The organism is Sulfurovum sp. TSL6 (assembly GCF_019972115.1).
Taxonomy (GTDB): domain Bacteria; phylum Campylobacterota; class Campylobacteria; order Campylobacterales; family Sulfurovaceae; genus Sulfurovum.
The window spans coordinates 219594-239126 of record NZ_BPFJ01000001.1 but is presented as its reverse complement, the minus strand read 5'-3'; the positions used below and the strand labels follow the sequence as shown (position 1 = coordinate 239126).

Sequence of the window (19533 nt, the reverse complement as noted above, 5' to 3'; positions counted from 1 at the left end):
TTAGGCCTTTGTGAATGTTTCTGAGAGTATAACTTCTATCTCTCGTTTGATACGTGTTTTAGTGCTATCAACTTCTTGTAAACTGTACTCTGCTTGAAGCTTCTCTAGTTCAGCCACTACTTCATGTGATGGTTTACCTGCAAGTACTTTGATCTTCTTACCTAAGTTAAGAAGCCTACCATCTTCAAAAATTTTTTTGAATATATTATGCGTTTCCCTATTTATCATGCCATTATCTAGCCACCCCTTGAGTAAACGTATAGCCTTTTTATCTGTTGCATTATCTACTTTAGTTCTACTTACCGATTGGACTATCTTTGCAAGTTCTTCATCATAATGATCTACAGCTTTTCTTACTTGCTCATAGTGGAAAGCCTTAAAAGGGATGACGCCCTGTAGTCGAGGTGAAACTTTAAGGTGTTTTGCCATTTTTATGAAACTAACTGGTTCACATCGTTGTTCATCCACATAGTAGTAACTCTTTGCCTCAACATTTTTGATGAACACAAAAGATGCATCTTGTATTATGTCATCTTTACGTTGTACTCTTATCTTCATAGGAAGTTTTACTAACTCTTTAAACTTCTTAGGATTTGCCTCTTTGTAGTCTCTTATCTCTTCAAGAAAATCAAGTTCTTCATCTATGTCTTCTACTACATCTTCAAAGAGTGTAACTGTACCCACTTCTTCATCTTTACTATAGATTTGATTGTCTTCTCCAAAGGTAGAGTGAAAAGTTTGAAGCTTCACAAAAGCCTTTTTAGAAAGTTCTATGAGAACATCACTTTGAGCTGAAGGGATGAAGTTATTTACATAAATCATATGATGCTTTGTACCAATACGATTAATACGACCTATACGCTGCATAAGCCTTGTTGCATTCCAAGGTATGTCATAGTTATAAATGATGTTACTACGATGCATGTTAACCCCTTCACTAAGGGTATCTGTGGTAATGATAACATCATAATCATCTTTTTTCTTTTTCTCATCATAATTGGCATCAAAGTTCTGACTAATAGTATCTTTAAGCTTATCTCTATTGCCCCCATGCACACAAAGAACTTTAAATTCTTTTAAGTTTTCCTCTAGGTATATTGCTGTTTGCTTAGACTCAGTAAAGACAACCATCTTTTTACCTTTACTCTTTTTCAATACTTCCTTAAAGGTATTAAGTTTTGGGTCTTCTTTCACATCTCTCCACATTTGGTTAAGTCGTTCAAATATAATGAGTTCTTTTTCAAGTTTTTCTTTGTAGCCCTCTTCAAAGTCAGAAGCTTCGAAGATCTTAACTTTACCTTGTTCAAACATAGTCTCTATCTTCTCTTCTGCACTCTCCTCATCTTCAAGCAAATCAAAGATATTAATTTTAGATCCTAAAAGAATCCTATCATCTTCAAACATTTTAATAAGTCCTATTAGGTGACTCTCTTGTCGCTGTAGTGTTGTCTTGAAAGCATGAAATGAACTTTCAAATCTTTTTACAAGCATATTTCTCATTAAGTTTGCTAACTCTAATGCACCTCTTTCGAAAATGTTTTCACTAACTTTTCCATACTTACTACGAGACTTTGGTTTTATGTAACCTAAGACTTTATATCGTTCGTACTGCAATTCACTTGTCAAAATTTCTATCGTATCAGAAAAAGTTTTGACAAGACTATCATTCATCTTATATGTTACCTCTTCTACAGGTGCCACCTTAGGTATAGTTAAACCTTGCTCTTTTATGTCTGCAGAATACATAGGGTGTGTTTGTATATCTGTACGTGTACGTCTTACCATTACTTCACGTAATATGGATTCTCTTACTCTCAACGAAAGGTCTTGTAGCTTCTCTTTATCAATGGGCTTACCATCTTTATCAGGAGCGATAATCTCTTTATATTCTTTATCTACCTTAGCAAAAAAGCTCTCTAGGTTTGGATGAGAAGGGATGGTTGAGTTTCTTTTATCTTGGAACAAATAGAGCTGATTTGCTATATCCATAGGTCTATTGTTAAGTGGTGTAGCAGAGATGAGTATCACCTTTTTTTTGTACTTTACTTGTTCTTTACAAATACGTTCAAGCTCTGCATATCTACTAGTGGCATAGTTTTTAAATTTATGGGATTCATCTATAATTACTAAGGAGTACCTTTCTGTATCTCGTATTTTCTCTAATGCGCCCAGTGATACAACATTGTAATTTCTCAATGTTCCTATCTCGAACTTTTTAAAAGTATCTTTCCATTCTTTTTGAATGGAAGGAGGCGCAATGACAAGCACCTCACCTTGAAGATCAAACAGTAGTTTTTTTACAACCATAGCTGTTGTCACTGTTTTACCAAGCCCCACAACATCTGCTAAGAAAAATCCATTATGTTTTTTGATTTTAGAAAGTCCTTCTGTAACAGCATCTATCTGATATGCTAGTTTCATAAAACCTTTAGGAAGATTCCAAACAACATTTGGATCATAATCTATCCGATCATCAAAATGTTCTATAAGAAATTTCAAGTAAAGTTCATATGGTGTTATATCTTTAAGGTGAGATTTTGCTTTTATGTTATCTACATCTTTGTCAGTAATTTCAATAGCACTTGCCCATAAGTTATTGAACTCTTCCAGTGCAAAACCTATATCATCACTATCTCTAAGTTCAACATTGAATTCAAAGTTTTTACTAAGACCATTTTCAGACAAGTTTGAAGACCCTGTAATAACAGATCCTTTGTACTCTACAGTTCCATCATGTCTTGTAATCTCATCTTCTCTGAGAATATATATTTTAGAGTGTATATTCTTCTCTGGCGAGATACGAATTTCAATCTTTTTTTCTGCTAACATTTGAGCAAAGAGAATAACACTTTCATCAACTTCTTGAGAATAAGACTCTTTATTTAGTTCAAGCAACTGTTCCTCAACAAATCGACCACTCATTTTTTCATAATCCATGAGGTTCAGTTTTACCCCAGCCTCTTTGGCTTCAAGAGTTAACTTATCAATGTTGATGCCAACTAAGATCCGTCCATTTGTAATACCACTTAAAAGTGTTGCTATTTTGGTAAATCCACTAATACGGAAATAACCTATTAGAAATTCTAAGTGAGTAATATTTTTATGATAAGTAAGTATATCTTTAAGACGATTTTCTAAAGTATTATTATCACGATTTGTAAAAAATTTTGAACTCACTAAGTCTTCCCCACTAGCATAAAATATGTTATAGATATTTTACCATAGTGAACTTTGAGGGAGAATACATTTAATCAAAACAGTATTTTAAACCCTATCCCCAAATTATGCTCTAAAATAAAAGTTAACCCTCTATATTTTTCTTCTGAAAACAACCTGCCTGTTTGATTTTACACTTACCATTTTTGTATAGTACAACAGATATAGAAACTCATAGGGTGCTAGTATGCATATTAGCACCCTATTTGGGCTTATTCTACGTACCAAATAAAAATATTTCTGAAAAAGAAAGGTAATATCATCATGGCCAAATCGAGTTTTCATACCATCAATGCAACAAAAAATAGCCTTAAACACATGATGAGAAAACAAAAAGTAACTTATTTACTCGATAATAATTCGATCGATAATGAGTATTATAGTAGTGGAATTAATATTCAAAACTTTATTGTTCAAGCTCAAGAAAGTTACAAGAAAAGGGTTAAGCAGAATATGCAAAAAAGTCAATTTGATGCCCTCATTAAAGAAGCAGCCATAAATATAAAGAATAAGACAAAAATTGATGATATACATAATCTATTTTCGTCACTAAAAAAGGCGTTTGGTGGGTATACAATTTTCGATGCTGCGCTTCATAAGGATGAAGGTGTTTTCGTTGAATGGATTGGGAAAAAGGCAGAAGAGTGGAACGTTGAAAATTATATCTATGATTCAATAAATTTCAAATGGTATGATAAAAACAATAAAGAAGTAACTGAGCATATCATAGCACATAGACCTAATCGTGATATTTTTTATAATGAAGATGATAATCATTGGTATACCTCTAAAACTTTTGAGACAAAATTTAATATGAGCGTACTACAAAAATTTGAAAACTTGCATGCTCATGTACTATATTCTACATTTGATTTGGACACAGGTAAGGGAAGAACTACCAGAGAAGATATGCGAAAACTTCAGACTATCACAGCCGAAGCATTAAATATGGACAGAGGTAAAGAAGGTAGCAATACTATGCGTGGTTCGCATTGGCACCGGAAGCAAATAACTGATGCTATCAATGATGTTAAAAAAGTACACACAGCAACCATAATAATGCTTAAAGAAGAAATCAAGGATTTAAAAAAAGAAAAGGCAGAGGCAGAAGAAGCCTGGAAAGCTCGTGCAAAAAAAATACGACTCAAACTACAATCTGAAAAAATTAAACGATCTCAAGATTTAATACTTCAATCACAAATAAAGAAATTAGAGGACCGCATTAAAACAAATGCGTTAAGTTATGCAAATGCAGAACTTGAACTTGAAGCTATCTTGGAAAACATCATTTTTGACATGCAGACAGAAATGGAAAAGTCAGAGTTCAAAGTAGTTAAACTTGAAGAAGAAATTGAGTCAGTAGTAAAAACAAATAAAGAACTCCAAAGCATAAATGAACAAAATATCGAAGTTGTAAATCAAGCACAAGGTATCATAAATGAACGTAACAGTGAATTGAAAGCAAATAAAATACTGAAAGCTACAAAAGCACTAATAGAAGAAGAAACAGAATACAAAACTCCTAACTTACATGCAAATAATGAAATCCTAAAAGCACTTACTAACTTTTTGGAACAAATAGGTGCCTCATCTTCTACTTTTGTGAAATTCTTTGGCGATAGAGACAAGGAACAATCAAGTGATGATATAGTCGAAAAAACACTTAAAGATATTGCGTTCAAAAAAGAAAAAAACAACTTCATTAATAAAGCTATGAATGCTATTAGAAAACTTTGATTCCCCCTGAAATTTTATTCAAAATGACCACATAATATGCATTATGTTGTGATTCTTTATATATCCAGAGAAAAAACCATAAACCTTATGAAATTATGTGCTACTTTTTAAAGTGTACGTTCAATTGTTAGTTTCAATAATTTAGCTTGTAAAAGATTTACTAAATCACCAGTAGTTGTTAAATCAATTATTCCATTTCTATCGAGTAATAAAACATTTTATTGTCCCACCGGTAAACATTTGTTAGCATATTTATAATAACCTTTTCTACATTCCCAGTCATGACCATAATAATCCAACTTTGCATTGGCAGGAATAGCTACCTTATTACATTTGTTAGCATATTTATAATAACCTTTTTTACATTCCCAGTCATGACCATAATAATCCAACTTTGCATTGGCAGGAATAGCTACCTTATTACATTTGTTAGCATATTTATAATAACCTTTTCTGCATTCCCAGTCATGACCATAATAATCCAACTTTGCATTGGCAGGAATAGCTACCTTATTACATTTGTTGCCATATTTATAATAACCTTTTTTACATTCCCAGTCATGACCATAATAATCCAACTTTGCATTGGCAGGAATAGCTACCTTATTACATTTGTTAGCATATTTATAATAACCTTTTCTGCATTCCCAATCATGACCATAATAATCCAACTTTGCATTGGCAGGAATAGCTACCTTATTACATTTGTTGCCATATTTATAATAACCTTTTTTACATTCCCAGCCATGACCATAATAATCCAACTTTGCATTGGCAGGCAATCCATTATTCGAATAACTTTTGTTTCTTATTTTTTCACTATATGATATGTTATTTTTTTTCTTTTTTAGAATAATTTGATAGGTTGTTTTTTCTGCTGGATCAGCAATACTATTCTGTGTTGTATATCCTTTTTTTGAAACACGAATTTTATATTCCCCTTTTACTAAACGTATACCATCATAATATTTTGGTTTTATATTCATAATTTGTACGCGTGCATCTGAAGGAAATGTTTCAATCGTTAATGGATATTTGTCTGTTCTTTTTTTCTTGCTATTGTTTGTATTTATTTTATGAGTGTTTCCCTTGCGTCCAATTCTCTCCTGCTCAATATTTAATGCCTTTTCACATTCTTTTCGTTCTTGTGCAGACATACTTTTCCATGTATTAAATGCTCCATTCCCAATACTTGCGCCTATGCTTCCATCATTAAATATTGTTACTTTACAGTTTAGCGCTTGAGAGCCTTCATCACTTGTTTTAGCTTCATATATATTTCCTTTTCTGCCAACTCTACTTTGCTCCTTTTTCAATGCCTTTTCACATTCTTTTCGTTCTTGCGCAGACATACTTTTCCATGTATTAAATGCTCCATTTCCAATACTTGCGCCTATACTTCCATCATTAAATATTGTTACTTTGCAATCAACAGTACTGCGATCACTGCTTTTATTGTTTGTCCTCTTCTTTAGCATTACATTGTATGTAGAATATTTTGATGGGTCAAAAATATGATTCTGTGTTACATATCCTTTTTTTGAAATACGAATTTTATATTTTCCCTTAACTAGACGTATGCCGTGATAATATTTTGGTTTTATATTCATAATCTGAACCCGTGCATCCAATGGATTTGCAATGATAGTCAATGGATATTTTTCTATTGTTTCTTTTACTTTTTTTCTTTCTTCCTTTGTATATCCAACTCTAACTTGCTCCTCTTTTAATGCCTCTTTACACTTCTTTCTTTCCCATGAAGACATAGTCTTCCATTGTTTAAATTTGCCATTTAATGTTGCACCGATACTTCCATCATTAAATATTGTTACTTTACAATCTCCACTTACAGGAGAAGTATTTATATATAACGCTTCTCCATCTTCAAAAGTACTTTTTATTTTTTGAGTATTCTTTTGAAATCTAGCTAATCCTTCTTGCTCTATTTCATATTTTCTATTTTTAATTAATTTATTTATACTATACATATCATTTTGATAATATTTTTTATTAGCGCATCTTACGTTGTAATCATCAGACAAACCATTGTACTTATCTATTTCGTATTGAGAATACTTGTCTATTTTATCTTTTACTACATCCAGTCTAATCATTTCTGCTTCACAATAAAGTAATTCATTTTTACTTAATGTGTATTCTGACACAGAAGGCTTACTTTCAACATAGTTATCTTGTTTTCTAGATGTATAATTTGAAGAGTAATTATTGCTTTTTGAGTAAGAACTATTTTTTGTTGTATTTTTATTATTGTAAACTAAAGCAAAAATGAAGACGACAGCAATCACCCATAGAATCCATCCATAAGAAGTTTTTTTATCAGAAGGTTTCTTATTATGCCTTTGTTCAAGATTTGAAATGCTAGATTGCGAAGAATTCTGCTTAGATTCTGGTTCTTCTTTAGGCTCATGTGTACTTTTTTTAGGTGACTCAGTATTTTGGTTGACACTACTTTTTTTAGGTTTATAGCCATCTCGTTTAAGCTGGAGAATCCTCAGCTTAATATACTTTTCTTTGGCCTTTGTATCATTACCACCTGTTAAGGCTAATGCCTTATTCCATATATCCTTATCATAGGTTTTACTTTCTACTTCCTTCTTTGCAATATGATGTAGTTCTGAATCATCCATTCTTTTATCCTAAAATTGACTTTGTTAAGTTTTTAAAGTATCTTTGAACATTATGGCTTTCTAACATACTATCTAACGCATTTTTCATATCATTAACCATTAAACTTTTATATTGTAAGGGTAAATGGTGTACTTGATTACGGAACTCTTCATATTTCTTGGTTACAGAACTAGTGTTTTCTTTTGCAAGTCGAAGAGCTTTTTTTGTTGTATCAACTCCAAAGTTTTTCTCTAAAAATAATATTTCATCTTGTTCCAATTCATTATTATCTATAAATGATTTAACATAAAACCAAAGTTGAAATTTTTCTACAATATGTTTACTTTCCTCTTTTAGATTTTTCATTGTTGTTGATTCAAGGTCTTTTCGGATTCTAGCTATTAGCGAATCCTCAGTCAGTGGAGCTTGTTTATCTTTTCCAGTCCATAAATAATAAACCTCACTCATTGAGAAAAGAGTTAGTGCTTTTGCACGTATAGGAAAAATTGGATGGGTATAATAAGCATGTGCCAAGTCATCATAATTTAAGGACTGGATTTGGTGTAAATATGTATGAAGATTATGTGTAATAAACTCATCATTTAATCCAGAAACAGTTTTTACTATAGCACGTAAAGAGCTTTCTAATGAACCAGAACATATCAAACCAATGCGATCAGCACTAATCTCATGAGATTGATATATCCTGCTTAATTTCATATCCAGTAATGCATTTTTTTCTCTTTTTACTTCAGCATAATCTAAATGACCAAAAAAATAATGTCCTATCTCATGACCAATTACAAATGCTAATTCATCTTGAGTCATTGTATTAACTAATCCTGAGCTAATAATTATGATGAGATTAACATCATTGCCAAGAGAAAAGCAACTTGCATTCATATCTGAATCATTATTAACATAGCACTCAAGTTCTATATCTAAAAGGCTGAGATGTTGGAGAACTTTTTTAATAACAGAAGAAATTCTTGGGGTAATTTCTTCTGTAACTTTTAAAGAATTTGATAATAGATGCATCCTATGTGCATATGCATTATTTTCTGCACGAACAAGAATACCTTGATATTCATCTATATTATCATCTATCCATCTGAGTTTATCTAGATTTAACATTATTAATATCTTTCTCTTGCTTTTGCAATTAGTTGAATCATTTCTTCTGCTTGTGTTCTAATCTTTGGGTCACTTGATGCAACACGAGCATTCCACTTTTGATACTGCTCTCGTAGTATTCTTTTTATTTCTTTTACTTCCATATTTGGAGTAATACCCAGTAAACTTTCTTCATTTGCTGGAGAGGTGTGCATTGTAATTGGCAGGGTTTTTTCTATCATAGATTTAAATTGTTTTTCATCTAAGTGTATATAGTCTGCAATATCATGAATAATTTCAAGTTCAGCTTCATCTGCTGCACCATCAGCCTGTGCAACATCTAAACAAACCTGAAAAAGTTCAAACTTTTCACCTTCACTAGCAATATTTTCAATACCTTCTAGAGTATCATATATATCAATATTATCATCTTGAATATCATGATATGCTTCTTTAATATAGCCATTTAAACGTTCTTTCTCTTCGTCTCTATACTCAACCTTATATCTTTCAATATTTCTTTGAATCCATGATTTAACTACATTAGCTTCACTTGTATCCATGTCTCCATCACTTGCACTAACCAACATAGCCGTCTTGACAACCATCTCTTCAAAATATTCTCTATGTTCAGATTGCTCTTCATAACCTTTATCCGTATTATGGTAACTGACAGTAGTGCTATCTTGAGAAAGAATCTTATCGGTATTTGCATCTACTGCAAAGACTTTAAATTCGACTTTTCTTAAACCGGATCGAGGAAATTCTAAAATTGCTTTTGGTATCTTGACTGTGGTAGCCCATTCTTTAAAAATGGTACTTGAATAGGGTAATCTATCAATACCTGATTCAAACCAAAAAACTGTAGAATCGTTACTTTGAAATTGATCAATGGCACTTAGTATGGGAGATCTTCCGTCTGTAACATCCGCCATTTGAACAATATATTTAACAGGAAAATCATCTTGACTTCCTTCAATAAGGCCTTTCATTTGAACATGAAATACATCCCATTCAAAGTCTTCTCCTTTAAAAGTATCATCAGTTATTTTACACTTAAAGGCATTTAGACGTCTTTCCTCTTCCATTGCATCGAGTAGTATCTTAATCTGCTCTTCTGCTTCTCTTTGTTTATAGCCACTATATATATTGTATACAATCCAACCTACAAACAGTAAAACAAAAATTTCCATTATTATTTTCCTTTAGTCTACCAAGAATGCATCTAATGCATTCTTTTTCTCTTCACTCGCACCAAAATGCATTGAAACTTCTTTTACTGTTCCGGAGTTAATATCCTTAAATATACATTTCATCATTTGGTTTTCATCATATATATATGTGAATTCAATGGGTTGACCCTCAGGTCGATTCGCAGGTAAATCCATAGCTTCTTCATGAATCTTATCAACAAAGTCTGGATCAGTATCTTCACCTTGTGTAATGCTAATGTCAATGCCATCCTGACCTTCATATATAGTATAAAAAGTTTGTGTTTCACTACATGGTAAAGGTGTATTTCTCTTAATTAATATAGAGTTTTTTAGAGTATATTGCTGAAGTGTTTCATCAAAAGTTCTACTAATCGTTCCATAACTATGATTTGCAACATCCACGATACTAATGCTATTAACTTCATTTGCAACAGTACTAGATACACTAGTAGGATTTTCTTTTACTGTGATTATACCTGCTCTAATTGCTGCGCCCAAGGCAACTGCTTCATCAACATTCACTGCAGATATAGGCTCTTTCTTCATCAATTTCTTAATTGACTTCTGAAATGCTGGGATACGTGTACTTCCGCCTACAAGCAAAATATAATCTATATCTTCAGGTTCACTATTTGCTTCATGCAATGCTTGTTCAACAAGCAGTTCAGTTCTTGAAATATAAGTTGAAATCTTCTCTTCAAACTCTTTCTGAGTAAATTCTAGTACTGCTTTACCACTGTCTCCATTTAGTTTAATTTTTTTAGATCCTCTTGATGAAAGAGACTTCTTTAAATCTTCGGCTTCAAGTAACATTTCATACTTAGTTTCTTCATCACTATAAAGACTACTACCTTTTTCATTTTTATACTTTTCTTCCATAAGTTCAAGCATTGCCTGATCGAAGTCTACACCACCTAGATGATGATCACCCGAGGAAGCTATAATTTTAATATCTTTTCCATCTGTATCTGTAACTGTTACATCAAATGTACCTCCACCAAGGTCATAAACCAATCCTCTACCCTTAATATCAGCTACTGTGGCATAATAAAGAGCTGCAGCAGTAGGTTCATTGATAATACCAATCACATTTAAACCAGCTAGTTTACCTGCTTCAATAGTAGCATTTCTTTGATTCTCTTTAAAATATGCTGGAACAGAAATTACTACATCAGTAATAGGTCCTACTTGTGTAGATGCATCCTTTACTAATTTTTTTAGAACGAAAGATGAAAGCTCACTAGGACTATATTGGCTACCGTGTACACTAAATCTATCATCATCATTATGCATTTCTCTTTTAAATTCTTTTGCAACTGAATGAACATCTGATCCTGCTGAATTCTTTGCTTCTAAACCAATTAGTGACTTGTGATCATTTTCAAAAAAGATTACAGATGGTGTAATTCTCTCTCCATCTTTATTTGGAATGGTTTCAGGTTTTCCTACACTATTTAATACAGCTATTGCTGACATCGTTGTACCAAGATCTATTCCTACTATATTCGCCATTTTACTCTCCTTCTTTTACTTGATTAAACTTATATAAAATAACTTCTGCAGGACGAATAACTCGCTGCACTTCCTCATCGACTTGAACAAAATAACCATCTTTTTTTACCTCCTTAATTAAAAGGTCTTTATCTGGATCATCAGTTTCTTCTGTATCAATAACTTTTGCAACTTTTGAGAGTCCTTCATATGAAGTGCCTTCTACAATCTCAATTTTTTCAATACCATTATTCTCAAGTAACAATAAAAGATCATCTTGAATATCCTCTATAACCTCATTGTCATTTGTCTGTCGTTCTTTTTTAATAGACTCTAAGATTTTAAAAAGTTCTTTGTAAAACTGCTTGATATTTCTTTGATCATATCCTTCTTCATATCTACGAATTTTTTCTTCTTTTTCTAGTGCAAGTTCTTTTACGGCTCTAACTTCTTCTTGCATCGTTCCAATTTTATTGGCTACATCATCTAAATGTGTTTTCAACATTTCATTTAAAAGTGAAACTATCTTTTTTACTTCATTCTGACTAGTATTCACATCTTGGGTTATATTATTAATAACTTCTTGATTGCCTGTTTTAATTTCATACATCATGTTTATTCTGCTAGTATCATGTTTTTCAAGTGATTCAGCTAGCTTTAGTAAATATTTATCTGTTGATAAAGATCTTTCAGATATTTCTTCATCAAGACTATTTAAAAACCTTTCAATATCTTGTGTAGCTGATTCACTTGTGATTTTAAATCTTTTTCTGATTAATAAAAGATATATTGCTCCTGACTGTAAAATCAACATTATTATTAACAAGACTATTAGTATTGTATTCATTTCCATATTACTCCCTTTTAATTTTTGTGTCTTAATACAACAAACAATTGTGTACATCATCCATTGTACTTGCAGTACTCAAGCATGACATTTGATTAGGTGGTTCAATAACTAGTTAATTTTTTATTTATTATCAGATATACAAAGAAGCCTAAAGATATCTCTCCTAGTGTAACTAGGCCCCAAATAGGTTCATTGACTAATCCCCAAAGTATTGATACAACTATGATAATCGCTATAGTTTTATTGATATCTTTTACTAAACTGCCAATAATAAAGCCAATAACAGTAAAAATAATAAAATACATTAACATCACTACCCTTTCTCATTCTATAGTTTAATTTTATTATTTATTATTCAACTTTTGTGCAGCTTTATAGGCAGATTCAGATTGTTTTCCCGCACAATTTCTATTAAAGTCATTAATCATTTGACTATGATGGCTTACTTTATTGTTATAGGCATCGACAGAAGCTTGACTATACTGATTGACCTGAGTATTGCTAATTTCTTTATCGAGCCATTTAGCCTCATTATAAAGCTTGATACATACTTCCATAGCTTGATCCGAAATGTAAGGTACATGTCCACGTGTACTAGATGTAGGAGGAACTTCATATTCTTTAGCAATAGCATTTTGAGCACATAAAATAAATATAGACAGTAGAGTTACATAAATAATTTTTATTTGTCTCATCAAACTTCCCTTTTTTGATATTTGAATTGTATAAAGATTATGTTAATTTAGTGTTAAATTTTATGATTAGTAAAAATTATAATCAAGTATATCCAATTAATGTCATATTTATGTAACATGAACTTAATATTCTGTTTTATTTTAATCTATATAAGAGATTTTACAATGAAAAGAGTGCGAAAATAAGATTACATTTGTAGTCAGTATTAGATGAAAAATTGTATTTCATTTTAGAATAAGTATTTAATTACATACATTTGTTGTAACAAAATTTAAAAAAGTGATTTGTAGGCGATATATTAGGAATTTTATAGTGGCGGGCAGTGAGGGAAATCAAAAATAAAATAACAAAAAACTACAAATAACCACGTACTGGGGCTTTCGCGATTCTATCAAAATCTACAATTCTCCAAAAATAGTTATTTTTGGGCACAATAATTAAGACTTTTGATATACTTTAATCAATGAAATAATTTATTTCTTAATCGAGGAGAAAAACATATATGACAGATGGTATTTGGGATGATGGAGAATGGATAGATTGGAATGAAATCAACAATCAATTAGAGGAAATGGAATTAAAAGAAAAACATATTCCATCCCAGATAAATACTAAAAAAGATAGCAATAAATCTAAACGAAACAATTCTAATACAAAGAATAGGCAGAGTAAAAGTAGAATAAATGCAACGAATATGAGAAAACCTCACATGGCATTACAGTATAAAAAAGCTAAATTGATAGAACATATAAAATATAATTTGGAACAAATAACCCCTAGTAATATTCCCGAAGATATCTCTTCACTATTTTTACCAAAAATTTGGGATACAATCAATGAAAGTATCAAAAAAGATATAAATGAGTTATTTAGATCCTATGGTTTTAGACTATGGACAGCTACTTCATTAATGGCATATAGAATATTTGAAAATGTACTCAAAGTACATATTAAACATGATCTAAAAGGAGAACCTGCAATAGATATTACTGATGCAATTAAGAAACTAGAAAAGCATAAATATGATCCTAATTTAATAAAAACACTTTATGAACTTAAAGAGGATAGAAATAGTTTTATGCACGGTAATATAAGAGCTTCTACACAAAAAGCTAAAGAATCAATTGTTAAGGTTATATCACTAGCCATGAATATACATAATATAAGACCATGAAAGAGTCTAAAAATCTTTATATTAGATGATAAATAGATATTGACATGTGTGGGACAGGGAGGGATTCGAACTAACCATATCTCTTATAGACCTTCATCAAAAATCATACACTATAATAACCAAAGATGTTTAGTAAAAATCAAAAGCTTTATACTCTAACGATATGTTAAAATCAATTTGTGGAAAAAATTTGTGGAAAAAATAGTTAAAAATACTTACAATACTCGATGTATAGGGGATTATATGGTGGTGGGTCGGGGGAGACTCGAACTCCCGACCACTCGGTTATGAGCCGAGTGCTCTAACCAACTGAGCTACCGACCCGTAAGGTGCTATGGCTGGTCTTTCGAAATCATGCTGATTTTCGAGTCAGAATTATATCTACTGTAGTCTTTAAATGCAATTAAATTTTGTAAAATTCCAAAAATTACAGCAAATATAATAAATGAGGTCCCTCCATGACTGAACATAGGCAGAGGAAGGCCTACTACAGGTGCCAGACCGATAACCATATAAATGTTAACACCCATATAAACAAAAAATAAAAATGCCAACCCGGAGGCAAAAGCTTTGATCAGATAATCGGTGGTATGCTTGGCTGAAATATAGAGTAAATTAAAGATGAGAAACATATAGAGTACAATGACAGTGATCATCCCTTTAAAACCGAATCTTTCTCCCAGGTAAGCAAAGATGAAATCCGTAGAAGAGACAGGAAGGAACTTCAGTTGTGTTTGCGTTGCCTCTTCCTTGCTTTTACCTTCAACACCGCCTGAACCTATAGCGATCAGTGCTTGTCTGACATGGTAACTTGGTTTTCCGATAAAGTCGGTCACACGCTTTTTTTGATAGGGTTTTAACTGACTGTAAAGCAGCGGTGCGCTAAGCCCGAGAATGATGACTATCGAAACCCATATCTTCCAATTGATCCCTACTACAAATAAAATACCATACCCTGTGATAAGCAATACAAGTGCCGTACCCAGGTCCGGTTCTTTAGCAATGAGTAAAAAAGGAATGATGATAACAATAGAAAGTTTGATAAAATTTAAAATACCATACCCTTTCTCTCCCGGAGGATTTCTGCCTATAAGGTATCCAAGCATCATGATAACACTGACTTTAATGAACTCTGAAGGCTGGATGGTAATACCTATACCAGGGATCTCTATCCATCTTTGTGCCCCTAGGATCGTCTTTCCTACAAATTCAACTGCAATAAGCAACCCTAGATTACCCAGATAAAAAATAGGTACGAACCACCAAATAATCTGTCTCCATGGTATAAAAACAGAAACAAGAAAAGCAATGCCTGCGATGAAGTAGTAGACCATCTGTTTTGTGAACAAATACGGGTTGATCTCATTTACCAGATACGATGAGATCACAAGAAGCGGTATAAGCTGTAACATAAGAAGATAGGAAAAATGTTTAAAGATACGTTTGTCAAAGTCAAACCAAGATTCCATACAAGATCCTCTTTTTTAGGGTATTATATCAAAAAGGATTTAAGGAGTATCATGCTGAATTTTTTCACCTTTACACACTTTAAGAAATCCCCTTCCCTGCTGCATGCTGTGACCACCAAATCAAATGATCTTCCTTATGCTTTCAGTCTTGCTTTACATACCGGTGAAGATACGAAAAAGATCAGAGCCAACAGGAAAAAGCTTTCCGACCTGCTCAATAGCGAGAAGACACTCCACTACATTGTCGCAGATCAAACCCATAGTGACAACATCAAAGTTATTACCCAAAAAGAGACCAAGGGATGGGAGAGTCTTTCAGATGCCATAGAAGATTGTGATGCACTCATCACAGATGTAAAAGGTATAGTGCTCAATGTTCTGACTGCAGACTGTGTTCCTATACTTCTCTATGACCAGCAAAAAGAAGTTGTTGCTGCTGTGCATGCGGGATGGAAAGGGACAAAAGCACAGATCGTGTCCAAAACCGTGCAAAAGATGACTGAAATATATGGCTGTGATCCAAGAGATATCATCGCTGGTGTCGCACCTTCTATAGGACGTTGTTGTTATGAAGTAGGAGAAGATGTTGCAGTACATTTTTCACACATTCCTGGAGGATTCACTCCTGTAGGTAAAAAATACATGTTAGACTTGCCTTTTATCAACAAACAACAACTCTTAGCTGCAGGTATACAAGAAGAAAACATTGAGATGAGCCATACCTGTACTGCATGTCATGTAGACCGGTTTTTCTCTTACAGAAAAGAGCAAGGATGCTCCGGAAGGTTTATGAGCATGATAGGCATGAGAAACAGTAACGAAAATAAGACAAAGAAAGAGGATGTCAGATCTTAATATAGCAGAAAATAAAGGGGTTTAAACCACTTTTTTTTCTTCTCTTTTAGGAATTTTCAGAATATCCTGCAATAATTACATATCAAATAAAAAGAGAAATAATGCATACACTTCAAATCGCAGAGTCAGTACTAGATGGCTACAGAAATAATAAACTCACTGAAGAGAGAATCAACTTTTTAATAGCACAGGCGAATGAACAGCTTGATGAAATATCTCAAAACGAAGAGATATATCATAGCTTTTTAAACAAAGTCAAGGCTCCACAAAAGATAGACAATATCATACTTTGGATACTTTTTATGTCAAATGAAGACATATGTGAAGAGTATATAGATGCATTCGATAAAGATTTTAGAGAAATAATCCCGGTGAGTGATTTAGCTGATCTACTAGTCTACGTTGTGCACCTAAAAAAAATTAAAAACATTGAATTAGACGGATATGACTATTTATTAGAATATAAACATGATGGTATAGACGAGGTAGATCAATATAGTTTTGCAAATGTCTTACTCTATATTCAAAGATCAAAAGAAATAGACATAGAGTTTTAGAGGGAAAATAAGGATCTACTACGAATACGCTTCTTTTTCTATAATTTCTGGAAACTAAAGGAAATAAAGGTTTGTTTGATTAATGATTTTCATATATTAGGAAATTAAGCGAAATGATTTGACAGTTTTAGAGAGCTAATTGTCGTAGATGAAAAAGAGGAGGAGTGACGTTTCTTTTTCCAACCTACTGTGCAGGCAGAAGCGCGACTCCTCTGCGCTCCCGCTAATTGTTCCCCCGAAAGGGACGCTCTTAGTGGATGGTAATATCGATGTGGACCTCAGTAGAGGTATCGAGCACAGGGAATGAGCTTGGGTCTCCTTCGCTTGGCAATGCGACATCACCTATAATGACGTTGCTCTGGGCATCTAGCATGAACGTGATACGATATCTTCCCGCTGGGACAGGATTTTGCTTAAGGTCCCATACGTATCCGTACACAAGGTTACCGGCCACATTGATCTCAGCTGCGAATTTACCCGGGCCATCTGGGACGGCTGAGAAGAGCGGCTGGTTTTCCACAACAGTTGTTGTATTGTTGTTTTCATCCAATTCCTCGATCATAAGGCGAGCCTTGGAGGTAAAGACAAAGGCGGTATCAACTGATTTCGTCGTTCGATCTGTCCCGTATATCTCAACATCTTTTTCACCGTAGAGGGAAACCATATTATAAGCCGTCATATTTGTATCAAGGGCTTTGGTAAGCACCATCTCGATCCTGACGATGGATTCGGTGTTCAGAGTCTGGCTGATCAGGTTGTCGCCCCATGCTGCCGTAACATTGTGTTCAACCGACGAGGTCGACCCGTCTACCCACTCACCCTGCCATGTACTTACGGTCTTCTGCTTGTAGTAAGTCACACCGTCTTTCAGATATGTCGTGGTAGGGTCGTAGTATGGGAATTCTGTCAGAGGCGCGTCTATTTCAATTTGAGACGGGCGCAGCCCGGTCAAAGGGTTTACAAGGCTAATGTTGTTTTCCGTCCACACCCCGCCGCTAATATCATCATTGAAGATACCTATACCATCGGCAAAAATCATCGCTGCAGCAAAGTTGTTACCGTATTTATCGACTTCACCTGCACCACCGCCCTGCGGGGTATACTCTACTGTATACGTAAAAGTCTCCCCACCCGCATTCTTAGCAGAAAGCTTCCAGTAGGTAGTTACACCCCTCTCCAGCCCGGCATTGTCGATGAACTCAAAGGTTGTGGCTGAAAGGGAGATGAGGTGGTTCACTGTAGGTACTTCCGAACTGTATCTGTAGAGTTCGTAGGAGGCCACCTCACCGCCTGTTATCGGAGCCTCCCACGCCAGTGTGGCTGACAGGCTCCCACCAACAGCTGATCCGGAAACACGAAAATTTACCGGCTCACCAGGAGCCTCAACAGTAGGTACCGGTGGAGGTAGCACTCCGCCATCGTCAACGACACCTCCGCCACCGCCACCGCCGCAGCCATTAGCCATAATACCAAATAAAATCGCAAAAAACACGGCCATAATTGACACAATTTTCTTACTTTCCAATTGAATCATTTTCATCTAGAACTCCTTATAGTTTTTTATATGTTACACTTATATTGTAGTCCTTTTGAAATAAATTCATTCTTAAAGTCGGTTCAGGTATCCTTTGAGTAAATGAAACTTAAGAGCTAGGAAATACTGTAAATAAGGGAGTTTAGTATGAAAATAAGGGTCTACTACGAAGATACAGATGCAGGTGGCATTGTCTACCATACCAATTACATCAAATATTGTGAACGTGCACGCTCAGAGATCTTTTTTCAAAGAGGAGTGAAACCTACATTAGGTGATCACAACGGGTTTGTAGTACGTGACATCAAAGCCAGTTTTTTAGCCACTTCTGCACTGGGTGATATGCTTAATGTGACAACAAAGATATTGACGATGAAACGCTCATCCGTGGTACTTTTACAAGAAGTATGGAAAGAAGAGGTGAAAGTCTTTAGTATGGAAGTTCTTTTAGTCTATATCGATGAAGGAAAACCTTGCCGTATCCCCGAAGAATTCGAGGATATCTTCAAAGCATTTTAAGCTAGGAAAAGATATGAAGCAGCAACTGCAAATGCAGATGCGCCTATATATCCTGCTCCGAACATAAATGAAGAAATGAGTTTTAGCAGAGGTTGAAATCTCCATTTGACCAATAAAATAATAAGCGATCCGATCAGAGCCGGTAAAAATACATAGGCCATGTCAAATCCTAAGCCAAAACTATTTGGTATAAGAATTTGTGTTGAAACTACTAATCCAATAATAGCTACAATTGCAACATACATGGCCATATATTTAACCGTACCATATTTTGATAAACTCTCATCCAGACTAAGCTCTTTTGTAAAAGCATCCTTAATATCAGAAAAATCAGAATCTTTTAACGACATCTCTTCCATAATAAGAAAAGCAGCAATACTTCCAAAATAACCTATAGCAATCGCAATCATTAACATACCCATTTTCACTCCTTTAATTTATGATTTATGACTCAATTTATTGTAACAAAAATATTATAAC

At 33.6% G+C, this 19533-nt stretch carries 16 protein-coding genes and 1 tRNA gene; 5 read left to right on the top strand and 12 right to left on the bottom strand.

All coding sequences use genetic code 11. The annotated features are described in order from the left end of the window. Positions 1–3177, bottom strand: a complete 3177-nt coding sequence (locus LDM93_RS01120; RefSeq protein ID WP_223890083.1) for a helicase-related protein — start codon at positions 3175–3177, stop codon at positions 1–3. Between the two features lie 303 nt (positions 3178–3480). Between LDM93_RS01120 and LDM93_RS01115 the strand changes: the two genes are divergently transcribed. After that, positions 3481–4953 carry a hypothetical protein gene (locus tag LDM93_RS01115; RefSeq protein ID WP_223890081.1) on the top strand — a complete coding sequence of 491 codons (1473 nt, stop codon included), beginning with the start codon at positions 3481–3483 and terminating at the stop codon, positions 4951–4953. Positions 4954–5171: 218 nt separating this feature from the next. On the opposite strand, the gene LDM93_RS01110 is transcribed toward LDM93_RS01115, so the two are convergent. The 7 genes from LDM93_RS01110 to LDM93_RS01080 all read right to left on the bottom strand — a co-directional run bounded on the left by LDM93_RS01110 (position 5172) and on the right by LDM93_RS01080 (position 12944). Further along, entirely contained in the window at positions 5172–7601 is a 2430-nt protein-coding gene (locus LDM93_RS01110) for a hypothetical protein (RefSeq protein ID WP_223890079.1), read from the bottom strand. Between the two features lie 4 nt (positions 7602–7605). Continuing rightward, on the bottom strand, positions 7606–8715 hold the full coding sequence (locus LDM93_RS01105; protein WP_223890078.1) for a M48 family metallopeptidase: 1110 nt from the start codon (positions 8713–8715) through the stop codon (positions 7606–7608). Positions 8716–8717: 2 nt separating this feature from the next. Then, on the bottom strand, positions 8718–9887 hold the full coding sequence (locus LDM93_RS01100) for a tellurite resistance TerB family protein (protein ID WP_223890077.1): 1170 nt from the start codon (positions 9885–9887) through the stop codon (positions 8718–8720). A 12-nt stretch (positions 9888–9899) separates the two neighbouring features. After that, entirely contained in the window at positions 9900–11420 is a 1521-nt protein-coding gene (locus tag LDM93_RS01095; RefSeq protein WP_223890076.1) for an Hsp70 family protein, read from the bottom strand. Between the two features lies 1 nt (position 11421). Then, a complete protein-coding gene (locus LDM93_RS01090; RefSeq protein WP_223890075.1) occupies positions 11422–12252 on the bottom strand; it encodes a hypothetical protein in 831 nt (276 codons plus the stop codon). Positions 12253–12350: 98 nt separating this feature from the next. Continuing rightward, on the bottom strand, positions 12351–12560 hold the full coding sequence (locus LDM93_RS01085; protein WP_223890074.1) for a hypothetical protein: 210 nt from the start codon (positions 12558–12560) through the stop codon (positions 12351–12353). A gap of 33 nt (positions 12561–12593) precedes the next feature. Next, positions 12594–12944, bottom strand: a complete 351-nt coding sequence (locus LDM93_RS01080; RefSeq protein ID WP_223890073.1) for a stress protein, tellurium resistance protein TerZ — start codon at positions 12942–12944, stop codon at positions 12594–12596. A gap of 503 nt (positions 12945–13447) precedes the next feature. Between LDM93_RS01080 and LDM93_RS01075 the strand changes: the two genes are divergently transcribed. After that, the gene (locus tag LDM93_RS01075; protein ID WP_223890072.1) at positions 13448–14119 is read left to right on the top strand and encodes a hypothetical protein; all 672 of its coding nucleotides are present in this window, start codon (positions 13448–13450) and stop codon (positions 14117–14119) included. Positions 14120–14366: 247 nt separating this feature from the next. Here the strand turns inward: LDM93_RS01075 and LDM93_RS01070 are convergent. Together LDM93_RS01070 and LDM93_RS01065 are read right to left on the bottom strand one after the other, a co-directional pair. After that, positions 14367–14443: transfer RNA gene (locus LDM93_RS01070), tRNA-Met, on the bottom strand. Between the two features lie 8 nt (positions 14444–14451). Next, positions 14452–15588 carry an FtsW/RodA/SpoVE family cell cycle protein gene (locus LDM93_RS01065; protein ID WP_223890070.1) on the bottom strand — a complete coding sequence of 379 codons (1137 nt, stop codon included), beginning with the start codon at positions 15586–15588 and terminating at the stop codon, positions 14452–14454. 51 nt (positions 15589–15639) lie between these two features. Between LDM93_RS01065 and pgeF the strand changes: the two genes are divergently transcribed. Together pgeF and LDM93_RS01055 are read left to right on the top strand one after the other, a co-directional pair. Further along, positions 15640–16443, top strand: a complete 804-nt coding sequence (pgeF, locus tag LDM93_RS01060; RefSeq protein WP_223890069.1) for a peptidoglycan editing factor PgeF — start codon at positions 15640–15642, stop codon at positions 16441–16443. Between the two features lie 101 nt (positions 16444–16544). Further along, the gene (locus LDM93_RS01055; RefSeq protein ID WP_223890068.1) at positions 16545–17000 is read left to right on the top strand and encodes a hypothetical protein; all 456 of its coding nucleotides are present in this window, start codon (positions 16545–16547) and stop codon (positions 16998–17000) included. 250 nt (positions 17001–17250) lie between these two features. Here the strand turns inward: LDM93_RS01055 and LDM93_RS01050 are convergent, their stop codons facing one another. Next, positions 17251–18540 carry a hypothetical protein gene (locus LDM93_RS01050; RefSeq protein ID WP_223890067.1) on the bottom strand — a complete coding sequence of 430 codons (1290 nt, stop codon included), beginning with the start codon at positions 18538–18540 and terminating at the stop codon, positions 17251–17253. A gap of 141 nt (positions 18541–18681) precedes the next feature. Here LDM93_RS01050 and LDM93_RS01045 point away from each other — a divergent pair, with 141 nt between their 5' ends. Next, the gene (locus tag LDM93_RS01045; RefSeq protein WP_223890066.1) at positions 18682–19053 is read left to right on the top strand and encodes a YbgC/FadM family acyl-CoA thioesterase; all 372 of its coding nucleotides are present in this window, start codon (positions 18682–18684) and stop codon (positions 19051–19053) included. Here the strand turns inward: LDM93_RS01045 and LDM93_RS01040 are convergent. Continuing rightward, a complete protein-coding gene (locus LDM93_RS01040; RefSeq protein WP_223890065.1) occupies positions 19050–19475 on the bottom strand; it encodes a hypothetical protein in 426 nt (141 codons plus the stop codon). The genes LDM93_RS01045 and LDM93_RS01040 overlap by 4 nt on opposite strands. Between the last annotated feature and the right edge of the window lie 58 nt (positions 19476–19533).

Excerpts from the sequence above, each read along its gene's own strand:
- LDM93_RS01110 (WP_223890079.1), bottom strand. The coding sequence starts at position 7,601 with ATGGATGATTCAGAACTACATCATATTGCAAAGAAGGAAGTAGAAAGT.
- LDM93_RS01100 (WP_223890077.1), bottom strand. The coding sequence starts at position 9,887 with ATGGAAATTTTTGTTTTACTGTTTGTAGGTTGGATTGTATACAATATA.
- LDM93_RS01095 (WP_223890076.1), bottom strand. The coding sequence starts at position 11,420 with ATGGCGAATATAGTAGGAATAGATCTTGGTACAACGATGTCAGCAATA.
- LDM93_RS01115 (WP_223890081.1), top strand. The coding sequence starts at position 3,481 with ATGGCCAAATCGAGTTTTCATACCATCAATGCAACAAAAAATAGCCTT.
- LDM93_RS01045 (WP_223890066.1), top strand. The coding sequence starts at position 18,682 with ATGAAAATAAGGGTCTACTACGAAGATACAGATGCAGGTGGCATTGTC.
- LDM93_RS01050 (WP_223890067.1), bottom strand. The coding sequence starts at position 18,540 with ATGAAAATGATTCAATTGGAAAGTAAGAAAATTGTGTCAATTATGGCC.
- LDM93_RS01085 (WP_223890074.1), bottom strand. The coding sequence starts at position 12,560 with ATGTTAATGTATTTTATTATTTTTACTGTTATTGGCTTTATTATTGGC.
- LDM93_RS01055 (WP_223890068.1), top strand. The coding sequence starts at position 16,545 with ATGCATACACTTCAAATCGCAGAGTCAGTACTAGATGGCTACAGAAAT.
- pgeF (WP_223890069.1), top strand. The coding sequence starts at position 15,640 with ATGCTGAATTTTTTCACCTTTACACACTTTAAGAAATCCCCTTCCCTG.
- LDM93_RS01040 (WP_223890065.1), bottom strand. The coding sequence starts at position 19,475 with ATGGGTATGTTAATGATTGCGATTGCTATAGGTTATTTTGGAAGTATT.
- LDM93_RS01105 (WP_223890078.1), bottom strand. The coding sequence starts at position 8,715 with ATGTTAAATCTAGATAAACTCAGATGGATAGATGATAATATAGATGAA.
- LDM93_RS01075 (WP_223890072.1), top strand. The coding sequence starts at position 13,448 with ATGACAGATGGTATTTGGGATGATGGAGAATGGATAGATTGGAATGAA.
- LDM93_RS01080 (WP_223890073.1), bottom strand. The coding sequence starts at position 12,944 with ATGAGACAAATAAAAATTATTTATGTAACTCTACTGTCTATATTTATT.
- LDM93_RS01090 (WP_223890075.1), bottom strand. The coding sequence starts at position 12,252 with ATGGAAATGAATACAATACTAATAGTCTTGTTAATAATAATGTTGATT.
- LDM93_RS01065 (WP_223890070.1), bottom strand. The coding sequence starts at position 15,588 with ATGGAATCTTGGTTTGACTTTGACAAACGTATCTTTAAACATTTTTCC.